At 69.7% G+C, this 18485-nt stretch carries 16 protein-coding genes and 2 pseudogenes; 8 read left to right on the top strand and 10 right to left on the bottom strand.

Annotated elements, in window-relative coordinates:
• Positions 1-10 precede the first annotated feature (10 nt).
• The 3 genes from ACFU53_RS29540 to ACFU53_RS29530 all read left to right on the top strand — a co-directional run bounded on the left by ACFU53_RS29540 (position 11) and on the right by ACFU53_RS29530 (position 1654).
• Positions 11-424, top strand: coding sequence for a roadblock/LC7 domain-containing protein (locus tag ACFU53_RS29540; RefSeq protein ID WP_005479603.1), 414 nt, complete (start codon positions 11-13; stop codon positions 422-424).
• A 98-nt stretch (positions 425-522) separates the two neighbouring features.
• The gene (locus tag ACFU53_RS29535; protein ID WP_383998852.1) at positions 523-1092 is read left to right on the top strand and encodes a DUF742 domain-containing protein; all 570 of its coding nucleotides are present in this window, start codon (positions 523-525) and stop codon (positions 1090-1092) included.
• Entirely contained in the window at positions 1073-1654 is a 582-nt protein-coding gene (locus ACFU53_RS29530; protein WP_013000463.1) for an ATP/GTP-binding protein, read from the top strand. The genes ACFU53_RS29535 and ACFU53_RS29530 overlap by 20 nt, the downstream gene beginning before the upstream one ends.
• A 322-nt stretch (positions 1655-1976) precedes the next feature.
• Here ACFU53_RS29530 and ACFU53_RS29525 read toward each other — a convergent pair whose 3' ends face one another.
• From ACFU53_RS29525 to ACFU53_RS29515, 3 genes are all read right to left on the bottom strand, one after another.
• Positions 1977-2168: an acyl-CoA carboxylase epsilon subunit gene (locus tag ACFU53_RS29525; protein ID WP_383998849.1), complete on the bottom strand. Its 192-nt coding sequence runs from the start codon at positions 2166-2168 to the stop codon at positions 1977-1979.
• Between the two features lie 57 nt (positions 2169-2225).
• Positions 2226-3809 carry an acyl-CoA carboxylase subunit beta gene (locus ACFU53_RS29520; protein ID WP_383998847.1) on the bottom strand — a complete coding sequence of 528 codons (1584 nt, stop codon included), beginning with the start codon at positions 3807-3809 and terminating at the stop codon, positions 2226-2228.
• Positions 3810-3974: 165 nt separating this feature from the next.
• Positions 3975-6326 carry a polysaccharide lyase 8 family protein gene (locus tag ACFU53_RS29515; protein WP_383998844.1) on the bottom strand — a complete coding sequence of 784 codons (2352 nt, stop codon included), beginning with the start codon at positions 6324-6326 and terminating at the stop codon, positions 3975-3977.
• Positions 6327-6473: 147 nt separating this feature from the next.
• Here ACFU53_RS29515 and ACFU53_RS29510 point away from each other — a divergent pair, with 147 nt between their 5' ends.
• Complete coding sequence (locus ACFU53_RS29510; protein ID WP_383998841.1) at positions 6474-7094, top strand: YceI family protein; 621 nt, start codon at positions 6474-6476, stop codon at positions 7092-7094.
• Positions 7095-7258: 164 nt separating this feature from the next.
• Here the strand turns inward: ACFU53_RS29510 and ACFU53_RS29505 are convergent, their stop codons facing one another.
• Positions 7259-7855 carry a YdeI family protein gene (locus ACFU53_RS29505; protein WP_383998838.1) on the bottom strand — a complete coding sequence of 199 codons (597 nt, stop codon included), beginning with the start codon at positions 7853-7855 and terminating at the stop codon, positions 7259-7261.
• A 163-nt stretch (positions 7856-8018) separates the two neighbouring features.
• Positions 8019-8891 carry an aminoglycoside phosphotransferase family protein gene (locus ACFU53_RS29500; protein ID WP_383998835.1) on the bottom strand — a complete coding sequence of 291 codons (873 nt, stop codon included), beginning with the start codon at positions 8889-8891 and terminating at the stop codon, positions 8019-8021.
• Between the two features lie 109 nt (positions 8892-9000).
• On the opposite strand from ACFU53_RS29500, the pseudogene ACFU53_RS29495 reads away from it, so the two are divergent.
• The 3 genes and pseudogenes from ACFU53_RS29495 to ACFU53_RS29485 all read left to right on the top strand — a co-directional run.
• A pseudogene (locus ACFU53_RS29495) lies at positions 9001-9276 on the top strand (hypothetical protein); the annotation flags it as partial.
• Between the two features lie 37 nt (positions 9277-9313).
• On the top strand, positions 9314-9766 hold the full coding sequence (locus ACFU53_RS29490; protein WP_383998832.1) for a DUF5753 domain-containing protein: 453 nt from the start codon (positions 9314-9316) through the stop codon (positions 9764-9766).
• 500 nt (positions 9767-10266) lie between these two features.
• Entirely contained in the window at positions 10267-11049 is a 783-nt protein-coding gene (locus ACFU53_RS29485) for a serine protease (protein WP_383998829.1), read from the top strand.
• A 92-nt stretch (positions 11050-11141) separates the two neighbouring features.
• Here the strand turns inward: ACFU53_RS29485 and ACFU53_RS29480 are convergent, their stop codons facing one another.
• Together ACFU53_RS29480 and ACFU53_RS29475 are read right to left on the bottom strand one after the other, a co-directional pair.
• Positions 11142-12524 carry a hypothetical protein gene (locus ACFU53_RS29480; RefSeq protein ID WP_383998826.1) on the bottom strand — a complete coding sequence of 461 codons (1383 nt, stop codon included), beginning with the start codon at positions 12522-12524 and terminating at the stop codon, positions 11142-11144.
• A 114-nt stretch (positions 12525-12638) separates the two neighbouring features.
• Positions 12639-15053 carry a glycoside hydrolase family 3 N-terminal domain-containing protein gene (locus ACFU53_RS29475; RefSeq protein WP_383998823.1) on the bottom strand — a complete coding sequence of 805 codons (2415 nt, stop codon included), beginning with the start codon at positions 15051-15053 and terminating at the stop codon, positions 12639-12641.
• A gap of 169 nt (positions 15054-15222) precedes the next feature.
• On the opposite strand from ACFU53_RS29475, the gene ACFU53_RS29470 reads away from it, so the two are divergent.
• On the top strand, positions 15223-15708 hold the full coding sequence (locus ACFU53_RS29470) for a hypothetical protein (protein WP_383998820.1): 486 nt from the start codon (positions 15223-15225) through the stop codon (positions 15706-15708).
• A gap of 221 nt (positions 15709-15929) precedes the next feature.
• Here ACFU53_RS29470 and cimA read toward each other — a convergent pair whose 3' ends face one another.
• The 3 genes and pseudogenes from cimA to ACFU53_RS29455 form a co-directional block, all read right to left on the bottom strand.
• A complete protein-coding gene (gene cimA, locus ACFU53_RS29465) occupies positions 15930-17534 on the bottom strand; it encodes a citramalate synthase (RefSeq protein WP_383998817.1) in 1605 nt (534 codons plus the stop codon).
• A gap of 320 nt (positions 17535-17854) precedes the next feature.
• Positions 17855-18031, bottom strand: coding sequence for a hypothetical protein (locus ACFU53_RS29460; protein WP_383998814.1), 177 nt, complete (start codon positions 18029-18031; stop codon positions 17855-17857).
• 255 nt (positions 18032-18286) lie between these two features.
• Positions 18287-18435, bottom strand: a pseudogene (locus tag ACFU53_RS29455) (urease subunit gamma); the annotation flags it as partial.
• Positions 18436-18485: the final 50 nt, after the last annotated feature.

Genomic DNA, 18485 nt, shown 5'->3' with positions numbered 1-18485 from the left:
TGTGAGCCCGATGAGCCAGGCGGCACAGAACCTGAACTGGTTGATCACCAATTTCGTGGACAACACCCCCGGGGTGTCGCACACGGTGGTGGTCTCCGCCGACGGACTCCTTCTGGCGATGTCCGAAGGGTTTCCCCGTGACCGTGCCGACCAGCTGGCGGCCGTCGCGTCGGGTCTGACCTCTCTGACCGCGGGTGCCTCCCGCATTTTCGAAGGTGGCAGCGTCAATCAGACGGTTGTGGAGATGGAGCGGGGATTCCTCTTCATCATGTCCGTTTCCGATGGTTCCTCGCTCGCCGTTCTCGCACATCCGGAAGCCGACATCGGTCTCATCGGGTACGAGATGGCACTTCTGGTGGACCGTGCCGGTACGGTCCTGACGCCCGATCTTCGTGCGGAGCTCCAGGGCAGCCTGCTCAACTAACAGTCAGACGGTGCGTTTTGGCGTCCCGGGGCCGTAAGGTTTCGGGACGCGGCTTCCAATGAGCCATGGATGCCAGCACAGTCGGAGGAGGAGAGAACGTGGCAACACCCCCAGGCGGTTCATCGTCGGGCAACTGGTCCTACCCTGGCCAGGGGCCTGGCCAGGGTGACCAGAACCGGTACAACTTCCCCTCCGCACCGAGCCGCCAGCAGCCGTACGCACCGCAGGGCCCCGGCCCCTCGCCGTACGACCAGCCGCCGGCGCCGCGTATCCAGCCCGTGCAGCCGCAACGCCGCACCCCTGAGCCGTCGCCCGCAGGGGCGTCGCACAACCCCCTGGTGCGCCCGTACGCCATGACGGGCGGCCGCACCAGGCCGCGCTACCAGCTCGCCATCGAGGCGCTGGTGCACACCACCGCGCAGCCGCACCAGATGCAGGGCCAGTTGCCCGAGCATCAGCGGATCTGCAACCTCTGCCGGGAGATCAAGTCGGTGGCCGAGATCTCGGCCCTCCTGACGATTCCTCTCGGTGTGGCCAGGATCCTCGTCGCCGACTTGGCGGAGGCGGGCCTGGTCGCCATTCATCAGCCCGGCGGCGACGAGAGCGCCGGCGGCCAGCCAGCTGTGACTTTGCTCGAAAGGGTGCTCAGTGGACTTCGCAAGCTCTAGCGGAGGGCCTTCCCGCTCCACCACGTCCGCGAAGATCGTGGTGGCGGGCGGCTTCGGCGTGGGCAAGACCACGTTCGTCGGGGCCGTCTCGGAGATCAACCCGCTGCGTACCGAGGCCGTGATGACGTCCGCGTCCGCGGGCATCGACGACCTCACCCACACCGGAGACAAGACGACCACCACGGTCGCCATGGACTTCGGCCGCATCACCCTCGACCAGGACCTGATCCTGTACCTGTTCGGCACCCCCGGCCAGGACCGCTTCTGGTTCATGTGGGACGACCTGGTCCGCGGCGCCATCGGCGCCATCGTCCTCGTCGACACCCGCCGCCTCGCCGACTGCTTCCCGGCCGTCGACTACTTCGAGAACAGCGGCCTGCCCTTCGTCATCGCCCTCAACGGCTTCGACGGCCAGCAGCCGTACAACCCGGACGAGGTCCGCGAGGCACTGCAGATCGGGCCCGACACCCCGATCATCACGACCGACGCCCGCCACCGCTCGGACGCCAAGTCGGCCCTGATCACCCTGGTCGAGCACGCGCTCATGGCCCGCCTGCGGTAGGCCTGCGTCGCTCAGCCGTACGAAGGGGGCCCTCTCCGGTAGAGGGCCCCCTTCGTCGTGCTCGGCTCCGTTCAGCACCGTCGCGTCTTCGGATCGTCGTCGGCTGCGGGCCGTGTGTGGTTGCTCGCGCAGTTCCCCGCGCCCCTGAAGGACTCCGGGCGCACCCCATGCTTTCAAGGGGCGGGGGGAACTGCGCGACCAGCCACGACGGACCGGCAGCCATATGCACACGCCTCACCCCACGGCGCTGAACGGAGCCGAGCACGACGAAGGGGCCCCTCTGCCACAGAGGAGCCCCTTCGTGCGGTTCAGCGGCGCAGCGTCATCGCCAGCTGTGCGGCGCCCTAAAACCGGGCTCGCGCTCCAGGCGGCGCCAGCCGGCGCGGGGGCGGGCGTGGTGGGCCGGGGCGTCGACGGGCTGGGCGGCGGCGCGGGCCAGGAGCAGCGCGGTGATCGCGGCCACTTCTTCGGGCTCGGCGTGGCCCTTCTCGACGCGAATATCAGGCAGCTTCATGGATGTCAGTCTCCGTGAGAGAGGTTTCCGCAGAGGGACCGCGAAGGAACCGGCGGGTTACTGCGGCGGGTTGCCGTGCTTGCGGGACGGCAGGTCCGCGTGCTTGGTGTGGAGCATCGCGAGGGAGCGGATGAGGACCGCGCGGGTGTCCGCGGGGTCGATCACGTCGTCGACGAGGCCGCGCTCGGCCGCGTAGTACGGGTGCATCAGCTCGGCCTTGTACTCCTTGACCATCCGGACCCGCATCGCCTCGGGGTCCTCGGCCTCGGCGATCTGCCGCCGGAAGATGACGTTGGCGGCACCTTCGGCGCCCATGACGGCGATCTCGTTGGTCGGCCACGCGTACGTGAGGTCCGCACCGATGGACTGGCTGTCCATGACGATGTAGGCACCTCCGTACGCCTTGCGCAGGATCAGGGAGATCCGGGGCACGGTCGCGTTGCAGTACGCGTACAACAGCTTCGCGCCGTGGCGGATGATTCCGCCGTGCTCCTGGTCGACACCCGGGAGGAACCCGGGGACGTCCAGCAGCGTGATGATCGGGATGTTAAAAGCATCACACATCTGGACAAAGCGTGCAGCTTTTTCCGATGCCTCGATGTCCAGGACGCCCGCGAGGGTCTGCGGCTGGTTGGCGACGATGCCGACGACCTGGCCGTCGAGACGGCCGAGGGCGCAGATGATGTTGCGGGCCCAGCGCTCGTGGACCTCCAGGTAGTCGCCGTCGTCGACGATCTCCTCGATGACCTTGGCCATGTCGTACGGCCGGTTGCCGTCGGCCGGGACCAGGTCGAGGAGGACGTCGCCGCGGCGGTCCGCCGCGTCGGAGGCCTCCACCCGCGGCGGGTTCTCACGGTTGTTCTGCGGGAGCATCGACAGGAGGTAGCGCACCTCGGCGATGCAGGTCTCCTCGTCGTCGTAGGCGAAGTGGGCCACGCCGCTCGTCTCGGCGTGCACGTCCGCGCCACCGAGGCCGTTCTGGGTGATCTCCTCACCGGTGACCGCCTTGACGACGTCCGGGCCGGTGATGAACATCTGGGACGTCTCGCGGACCATGAACACGAAGTCCGTGAGGGCGGGACTGTACGCCGCGCCGCCCGCGCACGGGCCGAGCATCACGCTGATCTGCGGGATGACACCGGAGGCCCTGGTGTTGCGCTGGAAGATGCCGCCGTACCCGGCCAGCGCGGAAACACCCTCCTGGATACGGGCGCCGGCGCCGTCGTTCAGCGACACCAGCGGGGCCCCGGCCGCGATGGCCATGTCCATGATCTTGTGGATCTTCGTGGCGTGGGCCTCGCCGAGCGCCCCGCCGAAGATGCGGAAGTCATGGGCGTAGACGAAGACCGTACGGCCCTCCACCGTGCCCCAACCGGTGACCACACCGTCGGTGTACGGCTTCTTGGCCTCCAGACCGAATCCGGTGGCCCGGTGCCGGCGCAGCTGCTCGACCTCGTTGAAGGAGCCCGGGTCCAGCAGCAGCTCGATGCGCTCCCGGGAGGTCAGCTTGCCCTTGGCATGCTGCGCCTCGGTCGCCTTCTCGCTGGGGCCGGCCAACGCCTGAGCACGAATCTCGTGCAGCTCGGCCACTCGCCCTCGTGCGTCCGTCGGCTCACCCGGTGCCTCATCCAAAACGGTCATGTAGCGACCTTACGAAGCCGACCGAGCAAAGCGGTCCGTCGACTCCGTACAGTCTCCGGCGTGTTTTCCTGGTACCCCTGAACAGAACCTTGCCGGCATGCAGCCGAACCGACTGCTCAGAGGGGGTGGGGCTTGTAGGGGGCGCACAAAGGGCCGCCGGGTCTCTCAAGCGAGAATCAGCTCACAGCCGAGCGTGGCGCAGGCCGTGCCGGGGGTGACGCGGAGCCGTAGCCGGCCTGCCGCCGCCTCCAGCACCTCGACCGGATCGTCCGCCCGGACCACCGTGCGTACCGGTCCGCGCCAAGTGATCTCCACCGGCTCGCCCGTCCGCGGCGGTTCGCTCACGCAGAGGGTAGCGGTCCTCCCCCGGCGGCGTACCAGCACGCTCGCCCCGGCGGAGGCGGTCAGCGGGCCCGCCGTGCCGGCCTGCCAGAAGTTGGCGGCCGTCAGACCGAGCGAGGGGACGTGGACGGCCTGGCAGGTGCCGTCGTTGGCGAGGATCGACAACCAGCGCCGGTCGGCGGCACGGGCCTCGACGGCGTGGCGGGACGCTCCGGGCATGAGGAGATAGACGTAGTCGGCGTTCACCGGATCGGTGCCGTGGTCCAGCCAGAGGGTCTGCCAGCGCCGGGTGCGGCGTTCGGCCGTACTGGTGACGTTGATGTCGGACCAAGCGCCGGTGCGGTCCTCGCGCAGGGTGCGCAAGGCGCCGCCGGGCGGGTCGTTCGGGAAGACCCAGCCCCCGTGGCCTTCCAGGTGCGCCCAGCGCCTGCCCCGTAGGAGGATCTGCGGCGCTCTGTTGTCGGCCTCCCCCAGGTTCCGGTTGTCGACCACCGTCTCCACCGGGACCCCATCCGCGCAGCTGATCCCCGCCCCCAGGCAGATGACGGCGTCCGCGACGCAGAACCACGCTTTGCGGGCCTGGAGGGTGGAGCCGAGACCCTTGAGATGCTGGCCGATCGCCGCGTACTCGCCGTCCGTGGTGCCGCCGACCCACCGCACGGCGGGCTTCGGCGCGCCCCATTCGCCGCCCTCCTTGTCGGCGAGCCGCTTGGTGGAGACGGTCGTGCCGGGGAGCCGGTACCAGTCGACGGTGGGCCAGAACCAGTCTGTGTATTGATCGGCCCGATCGGCCCGATCGGCCCGGCCGCCGTGCCCCTCGGCCCACCAGAGCGTCATCCCCGCGCCTGTGTGCCAGCCGCGCGGGTTCTCGCCGTTGCCGCACTCGTAGTGGGCGATGCGGTCGGAGGCCATGGCGATGTTCACCGCGAAGCGCGGGCGGCGGTGGACGGCTCTGTCCATGGCGGGGAAGAGACGGTGGCCGACGGGTTCGGGCGCGGCGGCGACCGGGGAGGCGGCGACGGCGTGCAGCCGGGCCAGGTCCGCGAAGCCGAACTGTTTCGCCGTGAGGATCGGTGTCACCGTGTCGCGTTCGATCCACCCCTTGATCCGCCCGTGCCACCGCTCGCGCTCGGCGGCGGTGGCGCCGAGCGCGAGCAGCGCGATCGCGGCGATGATCCCCTGCCCGTGGAAGTGGTCGCTCCGCATGATGTGCCGGTCGTCGCCCTTCAAGTAACCCCGGCTGATGGCGCGGCCGTTGACGCTGTCCATCACCAGCCCGTCATGGATGAGTGGCGCGTACGCCCGCTCGACGCCGTCGAGGACGATCTGCCGGTTCGGGTCGGTCACCTCCCAGGTCGACCCGGCCAGCAGCGCGAAGAGCCTCCCCAGTCCGTCGAGCATGACCTGCCCGTACGTCCCCGAATAGGCGACCCAGGTGTGCTGCACGAACGAGCCGTCGGCGTACAGCCCGTCCCCCCGGGTCACGTACGGGAGGACGGGCGAGAGGGCGTCCCGGGCCAGGGCGATCTTCTCGGGGGTGCGGCCGAGAATGCCGCGCAGGGCCACGGAGCGGCAGAGGTCGACGCGGTTGGCGCCGGTGGAGGTGCCGGTGTACTCGCGGAGCATCGAGTCGGGGACGAAGTGGTCGATCGCCTCGCAGGCGTCGGCCCGCCGAGCGGGTGTCAGCTCGTCGTACAGGGCGGCGACGATGTCCAGCAGGAGGCGGGGACTGCCGATCTGCCACTCCCACCAGTTGCCGTAGCGGGTGGTGGAGGGGTTGTAGACGGTCGCGGTGAGGTGGTCGAGACCACGCAGGACGTCCGAGAGGAGGGCGGCGTCGCCGGTCGTGCCGGTGCCCGGCTGCGCGTACGCCTGGGCCATCGTCCAGAGCCGGCTGTAGCTCTGGGTGATCCCGGTGGGCGGGTCGAAGGGGTGGCCCGGCCAGAGGGAGCCGGCGGTGGGCGCCATGGCCGCGCGGAACGCGCGGGCGCGGTCGCCGGTTTCGCGGAGGCGGCTCGCGTAGGGCTCGGCGGCGGGGTCGTAGCCGGCGCCAAGCGCGATGGTCAGCCAGCGGCGGCGGAGGGTGTCGTACTCGTCGGCGTACGCGGCGGGGGTGGTCGCCGCCAGGGACGCGGCGAGGAACAGGAACGTACGGCGGGTCGAGGTCATGCTCATGTCGTGTATCACCGCTCCGAAGACAGATCAACACTGTGTGACGTGGCGACTACCAGAACGATAAGGTTGAAACTTGAACGGAATAGGTCTACGGTGGGCCGTGTTGAGTTAGTTGAGCATTGAACGACATCATCCAAGGAGCACGTCATGGGCATCTTCGGCCGCAGCAACACGACCACCGAGACCGCCACCGACTCGGCGACCGTCTCCGCGGTGAACCCCGAGCTCGCCGCGCTGACCGGTGACTACACGATCGACGCGTCCCACACCGCGATCGGCTTCGTCGCCCGCCACGCCATGGTCACCAACGTCAAGGGCGGCTTCCTGGACTTCTCCGGCAGCCTGCACCTGGACGGCTCGGATCCGTCCCGGTCCACCGCCTCCATCGACGTCAAGATGGACAGCCTCGACACCGGCAACGCCGACCGTGACGGTCACCTGAAGAGCGCGGACTTCTTCAAGACGGAGGAGTTCCCGACGATGACCTTCCGCTCGACCAAGGCGGAGGCCCTGGGCGGCGACGACTACCGCATCACCGGCGACCTCTCCATCCTCGGCACGACCAAGCCGCTCACCATCGACCTGGAGTTCAACGGCGCCGCCAAAGACCCCTTCGGCAACGAGCGCGTCGGCTTCGAGGGCAAGGCGGAGATCCTGCGCTCCGAGTGGGGCCTCACGTGGAACGCGGCGCTGGAGACGGGCGGCGTCCTCGTGTCGGACAAGATCAAGCTGAGCTTCGACATCTCGGCGATCCGGAACGCGGGTTGATTTCCTCCGGTCGGCCACGGCCCGCGCGCGACGCGGGCCGAGCCGTCGGCCGGCACGGCTCGTTGAGTCGGTCTGTACGGCTGGTTGTGTCTGCCACGGTCGAACAGCGGTGGACCCCCGACCAGCGTCCGGTGGCTGTGCGGTGTCACGCGGCGGCATTCCGATCACGGTGATCGATGGCTCGGCTGGTCGCCCGTCTCCAACTTGGCCAAGGCCGCCTTGAGCCGGGTGGCTCGCGTCTGTGGCGTCCGGGCCTTCAGCAGCCCCAGGACGACGAGGTACCGGTCCGTCTTCCCGAGCCGCTCGAAGCTTCGCCGGGCGCGAGGGCTGTGTTCGAGGGCCGTCGCCAAATCCTCCGGCACGGTGGCCTCCTTCTGCGACTCGTACGCCGCCGCCCACCGTCCGTCCGCCTTGGCAGTCGCGACCTCGGCGAGCCCTCCGGCCCGCATCCGCCCGGTGGCGCTCAGCTCGTCCACCCGCCGCACATTCACCATCGACCAGTCGCTGCCCGGCCTGCGCGGGGTGATCCGCTGCAGGAAGTACGTCTCGTCGAGTCGCCTCCGGTTGCCGGTGATCCAGCCGTGACAGAGGGCGACGTCGTTGACGTCACCGGAGCTGACCGAACGTACTCCGGCCCCCTTCTTGCCGACCTTCACCCAGAGGCCGGGGTGCGGGGCCGGGTGTGCCGCGAGCCAGGCATCGAGCCGGTCGGCGTCTTCGAACGCCCGGGTTTCCGTGCCGTCTTCGGGAGTGCTGCTCATGGCGACACGGTAGGCAGGAAATAGGCCGGCTTCCGTCCTATACGCCGACCCTGGTCCTATACGACGGTCCTATACAACGGTCCTATACAACGGTCCTATACGACGGTCCTATACGGCTATACGACGGCGCTGTACGGCTATACGGCGGTCCTATACGACGGCGCTATACGGCGGGGTCCTCCAGCACCTGGACGAGCACCCGGCTCTGCGTGCCCTCGGGGTCCGGACTGGACAGTCCCGCCATGCTCACCAGCGCCTTCCACAACGCCCAGCCGCGCGCCCGCCGCCAGGCGTCGTCGGGCAGGCCGACGGCCTCGCGGAAGACCTTCCGCTCCTCGCCGACGAAGTAGTTCCAGGCGATGACCAGGTCGCACGCGGGGTCGCCGACGCCGGAGGAGCCGAAGTCGATGACGGCGGAGAGGGCCCCGCCGGTGGCGAGCAGGTTGCCGACGGACACGTCACCGTGGAACCACGTGGGCGACAACGGCCAGGCGGACGTCAGCGCGTCCGCCCAGACGGCCTGGCAGGCGGCGCCGTCGACGATGTCCTTCAGCCCGTCGAGGGCCCGCTCGACCTCGTCGCCGTACACGCTGGGATGGCAGCCACGGAAGTAGGAGTGCCGACCGGCGGCCGGGCCGGGGCGGGCGGGAGCCTTGCGCAGTTCGGTCAGGAAGTCGCCGAGATCGCGGGCGAGTCGGGTCCGGTCGATGTCCGTCGCGGCCTCGACGGTGTGTCCCGGCAGCCATCGCCGCACCGACCACGGAAACGGGTAGCCCGCCGCCGGACGCCCGACAGCGACCGGTTCCGGTACGGGCAACGACAGATGTTCGGCCAGGCCGGGCAGACACCGGTCCTCCTTCGCCACGGCGGCCACGTAGCCCTCCGCGCTCGGGAGACGCACGGTCAGCTGCTCGCCGAGCCGGAAGGTGCGGTTGTCCCAGCCCTGATGGTCGACGGGTCTGACCGGGAGGTCGCTCCACTCCGGGAACTGGTCGGAAATCAGGGTGCGTACGAGTTCGGCGGTGATGTCGATCACCGGGTCAGTCTGCGGGGTTCCCTCGCACATGTGCACTTGCTTTTCGCGCAGAAGATCTAGGGTCGGATATTCGATGGCCGTCGGGTCATTCGGTTGGCAGGCTTCGGTCATGGACTCCCAGCTCGATGACGTGCCGAGTCGGTCCTGGCTCGGTGCCCCGATCGACGCTCGCCCTCCGTTTGCTCCGGAACACGCCGCGCTGATGGCCACACTGCGCGACCTGGCGCCCGCCGACCGGAGCAAGGAAGCGGTACCGGGCTGGACCGTCCACGATCTCGCCGCACACCTCCCGGGCGACTTCGACGGGCGCCTTGCCCGCGACCGCGACGCTCACCGGGAAGGTCCCGCCTTCACGCCGGGCGAGACGCTGGAGGCGTTCATCAACGTTCGATGAACTGCTCAGCACCGGTGGGGCGTTGGCCGTGCTGGTGGCCAAGCTGCCCGTGCGGGAGCGGATTGTTCAGTTCGCGCAGGGGCTTGTGGATCACGAGCAGGAGGCCGTCTGCGTTCTCTCGTACCAGAGCCTGGTGGTTCCCGGGCTTCTTCAGACCAGGGACTGCTGCCGCGCCGTCTTCGACCACCGGTATCCGGCGATCGGGAGCGAGACCGCCGAGCACTGGGTGAATGCCCGTATGGAGAGGCAGTTGATCTGGCAGCGGGACCGGCCGCCCGTGGGTCACTTCGTTCTCGAAGAGAGCATCCTGCGGCGGGAGGTCGGCGGCCCGGAAGTGATGCGGGAGCAGATCCGGCAGATCCTGGAGCACATCGAGCCCGTTCATTCGCCGCCCACCCCTCCGCCGTCCGCATCCGCGACTCCAAGCTTCCCGCCGGCAATGTCCTCACCCCCTCCCCCACCACTGGAGCGTGTTTCTTGAGCGCGTCATCGACTGAGTGGGTCGTCGTCGCCTCTTACGAGGTCGTGAAGGGATGCCCGCGCCCCGTCGCGGCGCTGCACGCTTGACTGCGTGAGCGGGGTATCGACTGGATGCCGTTCCGTGGGGAGGAGTTCGGCTGGGATCGGGCGTGTGGGCCCGGGGCCGATGGGCCTTGGCGGTCGTGGATCAGCGTTCGGGTCGATGCCGAGGCGCTGCGGCGGCTCGGGCTGCACCCGGATCAGTCGACGTCCGTCGTGAACGGGCCCTCGCCGCCCGGGTGGTGGCATGCGGCCGGAGAGCGGTACGCGAGCCGCAAGTGAAGCTGGCTGGTTCGTACCTCTTGCGTGGGGGCTTTCGGCGTTCTCATAATCCTGCAACAGAAATTGACCTGGGCATGCCATGAAAGGCGATTTCCTGGCGCCTGATTGGCATGCCTGCGTCATGTCTGCGGTTCGGTTGTACGAGTCATCGCATGTCAACCCCCCACGGAAGGCATCACCTTGAAGCGACTCATCACCGCTCTGAAGAGATGCGCGGTTGTCGGTGCCGCCGCGCTCGCGATCGCCAGTCTGCAGCCGGTGTCGGCGGCGGAGGCCGCCCCCGCGCCTGTTGTCGGTGGCACGCGGGCCGCGCAGGGCGAGTTCCCGTTCATGGTCCGGTTGTCGATGGGCTGTGGCGGCGCGCTGTACACGCAGCAGATCGTGCTCACGGCCGCGCACTGTGTGGGCGCGACCGGCAACAACACCAGCTACACGGCCACGGCCGGTGTCGTGGACCTCCAGAACACCAGCGGCCGGGTCCAGGTCCGCTCGACCAAGGTGTACCGGGCCCCCGGCTACAACGGCGACGGCAAGGACTGGGCGCTCATCAAGCTGGCCTCGCCCATCAACCAACCGACACTGAAGATCGCCACGACCACGGCGTACAACACCGGTACCTTCACGGTCGCCGGCTGGGGCGCGGCCACCGAGGGCGGCTCGCAGCAGCGGTATCTGCTCAAGGCGACCGTGCCGTTCATGAGCGACGCGACCTGCCGTTCGTACAGCGGCTACAGCGGGCTCATCGCGGGCGAGGAGATCTGCGCCGGGCTCGCGGCGGGCGGCGTCGACACCTGCCAGGGCGACTCCGGCGGCCCGATGTTCCGCCGGGACAACGCCAACGAGTGGGTCCAGGTCGGCATCGTCAGCTGGGGCATAGGCTGCGCCCGGCCCAACGCCCCCGGTGTCTACACCGAGGTGTCCACCTTCGCGTCCCAGATCGCGGCGGCCGCGGCCACTCTCTGACCGAGAACCGGCAGTACTTCGTATGTACGACGTCCACGGGCCCGGCGCTGCCCAGCGCCGGGCCCGTGCTCATGCCTGCGTCCACGCCGTCCTCAGAACCCGCCGCTGAAGTCCCCGCCGCCCCCGAAGTCCCCTCCGCCGCCGTAGTCGCCGCCGCCGAAGCCGCCGGTGAAGTCGTCCGTGTTGAAGTCGGCGCCCGAGACGTCGCCGCCCTCGTAGCCGGAGGCCGCGCCGAAGTCGCCGTAGCCGGAGCCGTACATGGCCGCGTAGGAGGGGGTGGCCATCATGCTGCCGAGCATGGTGCCGACGAGGAGGCCGGGGAGGATGCCGCCGCCGTAGTAGCCGCCTGCCCAGGGGCCGTAGGCGGGGCCGGCGTCCCAGTAGGGGCGACGCCCGCCGGACACTGTCTCCACCTCGCGGATCATGGGGTCCTGGCCGTCCGCCAGACGGGCCTGGTCCGCCGCGCAGACCGGGACCTCGCGTTCGGTGCCGACGCCCGGGGTCCAGAGGACGTCCGCGACGGAGGGGCCGTGCCGGGGGTCGAAGAAGCAGGGGGCTCGGCGTTCGGGGAGCGCGCGGCCTTCCCTGCGGGCGGCGAGCTGGGTGAGGGAGAAGCGGCCGTCCTCCAGAGTCTGAGTGACCGCGCGAACCTCCTCGGGGCGGGTGGTCGCCGCCATGAGGGACTTGGCCTTCTCGTACGCGTCCAGGGCCCGCTCGTAGTCGGCGCGCATGGCGTCGTCCGCGCCGACCTCGGCGGGGTGGAAGTCCAGGCGTTCCAGTTCCTCGCCGAAGGCGGTGATGTCCTCGTCCACCACCACCGCGAGCCTGGCCAGCGCCTCGCGGCGTTCCTCCTCCTTCTTGCGGCGGTTGCGGCGGACCAGCGCGTACGCGCCCACGCCGCCTGCCGCCACGACCGCGCCCGCTGCCGCCAGGGCGCCCGCGTCCACGCCTTCGTCGCCGCCGCCGCTCCAGCTCGACGGGGCCGTGCCGCCGGGGTTGCTGCGTATGGCGTCGTCCACGAAGTCGTTGAGCTGGGCCTTGGGGTCGCCGGCGCCCTGGACCGCCGTGACCAGGTTCGCCACGGCCTGCGGGCTCAGGACGGAGGTGTCGGCCTGGGCGTTGAAGCGGTCGCCGAGGCGGATGGCGTAGAGGCCGGTCACGCCCGTCTCCGTGCGGAGGTTCCGGAAGAGGTTCTGGGTCGGGTAGTCGGCCGGGAGGACCGCCACGAAGATCGGCTCGTCCGCGTCCTCGATCTTGTCGGCGAGCGCCTCGGCGTCCGACGAGGAGAGCAGGCCGGAGGCGTCCGGGTCGACGTAGACGGGGCTCTCGCGCAGGGCCGAGGCCACCGTCGAGAGGTCGGTGGCCGCGTGGGCGCTCGGCGCACCGACCGACAGCACCGCCAGAGCCGCAAGTGCCATCGCGGCGAGCGCCACCGTCAGGAGGCTGAGCAGACGTCGAAGCGGTGCGCCCTTCATACTTCGAAGCTACCTCGATCGGCGTGAAAACGGACGATCGGGACGATGGGGAACCGAAAAACCGGAGGCCCCGGCTCCCCACCGGCCGTCGGCGGACCGCTGTCACGCCGCCCGTCACGCCGCCCGGTGCGCCTCCCCCAGCTTCGCGAGCGCCTGCGTGTAGCGGCCCGTGAGCAGCAGGTGGTCGGCCTCCGCGAAGGGTTTCGCGACCGCCGCCGTCATCCGGGCGTCCTGGCCCACCTTCGCCTGCACCAGCTGCCGCGCCTTGAGCACCGAGGCGTGTGCCCCGCGCTCCGGTGCCGCCGCCGCCCCCTTCGTCGTCGGTGCCGCCCCCTTCGTCGTCAGACCCCAGCCGTACGGGAACTGCGGGTCGTACGACGTGTCGCCGACGTTGATCGGCAGCTGGGTCTCCGATCTCGGCCAGGTGACGGGGAGCCGTCCGGTGAAGGGCCGCTTGCCGTAGAGCACGTCCGCGACGCCGTCGCCCTCGGTGCCGGGCAGCCAGGAGGCGACCAGCGCGTCCATGTCGCCGAGCCGGTCGCCGATGAGCTGGGGGCGCCCGGAGACGATCAGCACCACGCACTTCATGGCGCCGCAGACCTTGTCGGCGGCGGCCTTGTCGGCGGCACTCAGCTCCAGGTCGTGGCCGTTGCCGACGTCGCCGAAGCCCTCGGCGTACGGTGTCTCGCCGACGACGACCACGCCCACGTCGTGCCCGGAGGTCGGGGCGGAGGCGTCCTTGGAGTACGTGACGCGGTTCCCGCCGGCCTTCCGGATGCCCTCCAGGACGGTCGTGCCCTCGGTGATGTCGCCGGAGGAGCCCTGCCAGGTGATCGTCCAGCCGCCGGACTGATTGCCGATGTCGTCGGCGTTCGAACCGGCCACATACACCTTCTGGGACTTCCTCAACGGCAGGACCCCGCCCGTGTTCTTCAGCAGGACCTGCGATTTCGCCACCGCCTCGCGGGCCGCCGCGCGGTGCTTCGCCGAGCCGATGCCGGGGATGCCGCTCGGGTCGGCGTACGGCTTCTCGAAGAGGCCCAGCCTGAACTTCTGGGTGAGGATGCGGGAGACGGCGTCGTCGACGCGCCGCTCGCTGACGCGGCCCGCCCTCACCTCGGCGACCAGGGTCCGGTGGAAGTCCCCGTACGCGTTCGGGACCATGATCATGTCGAGGCCGGCGTTGATCGACGTACGGACGTCGGAGGCGTGGTCGCCGGGGATCTGGTCGATGGCCTGCCAGTCGCTGACGACGAAGCCGTCGAAGCCCATGCGGTCCTTGAGGACGCCGTTGATCATGTCGGCGCGGGCGTGCATCCTCACCGCGCCCTTGCCGTCGCCGAGGATGTCGAGGGACGAGAAGGACGGCATGACCGAGCCGACGCCCCGGTCCACGGCCTCCTGGTACGGCGAGAGGTGGACCGCCTCCAGTTCCTGGCGGGTGACCTTGGTGATGCCCTGGTCGATCGTGTGCGTGCCGGTCGTGGACGAGCCGTACTCGGTGCCGCCGTCGCCGACGAAGTGCTTGGCGGTGGCGAGCACCTTGTCGGAGCGGTCCAGGTCGCGGCCGTCGCGGGCGCCCTGGAGACCCTGGATGACCGTCTCCATGGACTTCACGAGCGCCGGGTCCTCGCCGAAGGACTCGTACGCGCGGCCCCAGCGGTCGTCGCGCGTCACGCACACACAGGGCGCGAAGTCCCACGGGATGCCGGTGGCCCGGGTCTCGGCCGCCGTCAACGCGCCCATTTCGTAGGCGAGTTCAGGGTCGCGGGAGGCGCCCAGGCCGATGTTGTGCGGGGTGATCGTGGCGCCGACGAGGTTGTTGTGGCCGTGGACCGCGTCCACGCCGTAGATCAGCGGGATCTGCAACCTCGTGGACAGGGCGCGGAGTTGGAAGCCGTCGATCATCGCGGCCCACGCCTCGGGCGTGTTCCGTGCGGGGGTCGAGCCGCCGCCGGAGAGGATCGAGCCGAGGGCGTACGCCGTGATGTCGGCGGGGGTGGCGAGCGCACCGCGCTCGGCCTGGGTCATCTGGCCGGCCTTCTCCTCCAGGGTCATCCGGGAGAGGAGATCGGCGACCCTCTTCCGCACGGGCAGCCTGGGGTTCAGGTACGGCAGGCCGTGGGCCGCGATGACGACGTTCGGGGTCTCGGCGGGGGCCTCGGCGCCGGTGACGGTGAGCGTGACGGGGATCGTCTCGGCCGTCTCCGGGGACTTGTCGGGCAGGGTACGTACGACGATGGTGCGCGCGGTGCCGGACGGGGTGCCCGCCGGGAAGGTCAGGGTGCCGTCGACCGGGGTGTGGTCGGCGTCGGCGGTCGTCCGGTACGCCACGCTGACGGGCTCGGTGACCGTGCCTGTGACGGTGACCCGAAGGTGGGCCGTGCCGCCCTCGGCCACGGGGTAGGCGGTGGCGTCGGTGGTCACCTTCGCGGGTGCGGCCGCCGTCGCCGTGGGGGCGAACGACAGCGGGGTCAGGCCGGACAGCAGGGCGGCCGAAACGAGCAACGACGTTCTTCGGTTCCGCATCGGGGTTCCCTCCACTGAGACTCCAGGACCAGTCACAGCGCTCAACTCCCGTTTTTCTTTTGTGACTTGATCGGAGTCAGCTGTCGACTTGGGTAGGCGTAAAGACGCCTGTACAACCGTTCGGGAGGGGTACTGGTCACGTAGTGCGACAGGGTTACGGGGGGTCTGGATGCTGCGGAAGGTTCTCGGGACGGTGGGGGCGGTGGCCGGGGCGGTGTTGTTGAGCGGCTGCTCGGCGGTCGATCTGCCGCTCGCGGCCGTGACGGTGAACGCGGACGGGGCGCCTCGGGCGCTGATCCGGCCGTGCGGTGACGCCGGGTATCAGGGTCTGGATCTCGACGGCTGGACGAGTTCCGACGAGGACGAGACGGTCACCACGGGCTGGGACACGGAGGGCGAGCGGTCCGGGGACGCCGAGTTCCCGCTCTTCTCACCGCCGGCCGCATGGAAGGCGGAGCCGCGGGGAGAGCAGCGGTTGCTGCCGGGCCGTTCCTACTTGCTGAGCTTCGGACAGTACGGGTCCGGTGACGACCTCAATGGCAAGGTCGCGTTCACGGCGGCGGACATCGCCGGTCTCGAGCCGGGGCAGGTGTGGGCCGATGATCGGGCGATGAGCCTTGAGGAGTTCGAGGAGCTTGCGGAGGAGTCATGCTGACGGCTCCGCCGGAGGGGTGCGTAGTCGACTGCGGGTGAGTGAGGGCTGGTCACGCGGTTCCCCGCGCCCCTGAAGAGCAAAGACCCGGCCCTGCGGGCCGAGAAAAGCGAATGCCGGGCGCAGCCCCTGCTTTCGCTGTTCAGGGGCGCGGGGAGCTGCGCGAGCAACCACGAACCATCCGCAGCCGCCCACGCACCCCCTCCACCCGGGCTCTCAGCTCATCACTCCGCCGGCTCCACACCCGCCCGCAGCAACCCGTACGTGTAAGCGTCCTCCAGCGCCTGCCACGACGCGGCGATCACGTTGTCGGCGACTCCGACCGTGGACCACTCGCCCGTGCCGTCCGTCGTGGAGATCAGTACTCGGGTCGTGGAGTTGGTGCCGTGCTTGCCCTCCAGGATGCGGACCTTGTAGTCGACCAGCTCCAGCTTGGCGAGCTGGGGGTAGATCTTCTCCAGGGCGACACGGAGGGCACGGTCGAGCGCGTTGACGGGGCCGTTGCCCTCGGCCGTGGCGACGATGCGCTCGCTCTTGGACCACAGCTTGACGGTGGCCTCGTTGGCGTGGCTGCCGTCGGGGCGGTCCTCGACGATGGCCCGCCAGGACTCGGTGCGGAAGTAGCGCTGCGGCTTGCCCGCGACCTCGTCGCGCAGCAGGATCTCGAAGCTCGCGTCGGCGGCCTCGTAGGTGTAGCCCCTGAGTTCGCGCTCCTTGACCCGCTCGACGACCCGGCCGACCAACTCGCGGTCGCCGCCGAGGTCGACGCCCAGCTCCTTGCCCTTGAGCTCGATGGAGGCGCGGCCCGCCATGTCGGAGACCAGCATCCGCATGGTGTTGCCGACCTGCTCGGGGTCGATGTGCTGGTACAGGTCCGGGTCGACCTTGATCGCGGAGGCGTGCAGGCCGGCCTTGTGCGCGAAGGCGGAGACACCGACGTACGGCTGGTGCGTGGAGGGGGTGAGGTTGACGACCTCGGCGATCGCGTGCGAGATCCTCGTCATCTCCCGCAGGGCGCCTTCGGGGAGGACCTTCTTGCCGTACTTCAGTTCCAGGGCGGCGACGACCGGGAAGAGGTTGGAGTTGCCGACGCGCTCGCCGTAGCCGTTGGCGGTGCACTGGACGTGGGTCGCGCCCGCGTCGACGGCGGCCAGGGTGTTGGCGACCGCGCAGCCGGTGTCGTCCTGGGCGTGCATGCCGAGCCGGGCGCCGGTGTCGGCCAACACCGTCGACACGACCGCCTGGACCTGCGCCGGCAGCATGCCGCCGTTGGTGTCGCAGAGGATCACGACGTCGGCGCCGGCCTCCGAGGCGGTGCGGACGACGGCCTTGGCGTACTCGGGGTTGGCGCGGTAGCCGTCGAAGAAGTGCTCGCAGTCGACGAAGACCCGGCGGCCCTGCGCGCGGAGGTGGGAGACGGTGTCGCGGACCATCTCCAGGTTCTCGTCGAGGGTGGTGCGCAGTGCCAGTTCGACATGCCGGTCGTGGGACTTGGCGACGAGGGTGATGACCGGGGCGCCGGAGTCCAGGAGGGCCTTGACCTGCGGGTCCTCGCTCGCCTTGCCGCCGGCGCGGCGGGTGGCGCCGAAGGCGACCAGCTGGGCGTGTTTGAAGTCGATCTCTTTCTGCGCGCGGGCGAAGAACTCGGTGTCGCGCGGGTTCGCGCCGGGCCAGCCGCCCTCGATGAAGCCGACGCCGAAGTCGTCCAGGTGCCGTGCGATGGCCAGCTTGTCCGCGACCGTGAGGTTGATGCCCTCACGCTGGGCGCCGTCGCGCAGGGTGGTGTCGAAGACGTGGAACGAGTCGTCGAGCTCGCTGGTTTCCGTCATGGTCTCAAGGCTCCTGTGTTGGATCTCGGTCGTACCGGAATGACCGGCTCCACCGTCCTCCAATGATCCCTCGCGCTGCACTCCCGGCTGAAGGTGGGCCAGAAAAGCGAAAAACCCCTCGCGGGTGCGAGAGGTCTGCGCGCGGGTCGAGGACGACGGTGTCCGCCCGTACCTGGTCGTACGTGGCGGTCACTGCGGACCGGCGCGCCTGCTGCCAATAATCATGGCGAACGAGAGCACGGGGGCAGTCTGGCACAGACCGTCCCCGCGCTCACCGTCCGTCTCAGGATGCGAACAGCCTGCTGATCACCTCGCGGTCATCATGTGTGGCGTACGAAGACTGCCCGGGCGTCGTTGGTGTCGCCGGCCGGGATCAGGGTCGGGTCCTGGGACTCGAGGGCGACCCGGCCGCCGCCGTCCGCGATCATGCCCGGCTCGACGTACGCCGTGGCCGTGCCGCCGGTGGTGTCCGGTGGGACCAGGACAGTCGTGCCCAACGCCGAACCCAAGGAAGCGGAGCCCAGGGAGATGGATCCCGTTGAGACCCGCGGTGCTTGGACACGGGTGCGACTCTGGACACGGTTCCCCCGAAACCTTGTCGTCCCCCGGCCGTTCGCCGATGGTTCACCGCGATACAAACGCATCACCCACCCCGGATCAATGTGCTCGAATTACGTACAACCCGGGCGGCTGATCGTGTGTCCGCGACCGCGTTCACCCCAGTGACCCGTCGAGGAGCTCCCTTACGAGGGCCGTGACCCGTCGTCGAAGACCGTCTCGACGTGCACCTCGGTGACGACGTCCGCGACGCCCGGCATGACGTCGTCGGGACCGAGCACACTCCGCGCCGCTCGATCGTCCCGGCGAGCCGCATCCCGTCACGGTCCGCCTCGTACGACGTGCCTCAAATGCTCCGGCCCCGAACGCGACAGGGCCGCCGCGGACACATCG

Origin of the sequence: Streptomyces sp. NPDC057474 (genome assembly GCF_042802555.1) — a bacterium.
Taxonomy (GTDB): domain Bacteria; phylum Actinomycetota; class Actinomycetes; order Streptomycetales; family Streptomycetaceae; genus Streptomyces.
This window is presented reverse-complemented; position numbering and strand designations above follow the sequence as displayed.

Coding starts and splice junctions, on each gene's coding strand:
- ACFU53_RS29540 (WP_005479603.1), top strand. CDS start 11: ATGAGCCAGGCGGCACAGAACCTGAACTGGTTGATCACCAATTTCGTG.
- ACFU53_RS29525 (WP_383998849.1), bottom strand. CDS start 2,168: ATGAAGCTGCCTGATATTCGCGTCGAGAAGGGCCACGCCGAGCCCGAA.
- ACFU53_RS29520 (WP_383998847.1), bottom strand. CDS start 3,809: ATGACCGTTTTGGATGAGGCACCGGGTGAGCCGACGGACGCACGAGGG.
- ACFU53_RS29515 (WP_383998844.1), bottom strand. CDS start 6,326: ATGAGCATGACCTCGACCCGCCGTACGTTCCTGTTCCTCGCCGCGTCC.
- ACFU53_RS29510 (WP_383998841.1), top strand. CDS start 6,474: ATGGGCATCTTCGGCCGCAGCAACACGACCACCGAGACCGCCACCGAC.
- ACFU53_RS29505 (WP_383998838.1), bottom strand. CDS start 7,855: ATGAGCAGCACTCCCGAAGACGGCACGGAAACCCGGGCGTTCGAAGAC.
- ACFU53_RS29480 (WP_383998826.1), bottom strand. CDS start 12,524: ATGAAGGGCGCACCGCTTCGACGTCTGCTCAGCCTCCTGACGGTGGCG.
- ACFU53_RS29475 (WP_383998823.1), bottom strand. CDS start 15,053: ATGCGGAACCGAAGAACGTCGTTGCTCGTTTCGGCCGCCCTGCTGTCC.
- ACFU53_RS29470 (WP_383998820.1), top strand. CDS start 15,223: ATGCTGCGGAAGGTTCTCGGGACGGTGGGGGCGGTGGCCGGGGCGGTG.
- cimA (WP_383998817.1), bottom strand. CDS start 17,534: ATGACGGAAACCAGCGAGCTCGACGACTCGTTCCACGTCTTCGACACC.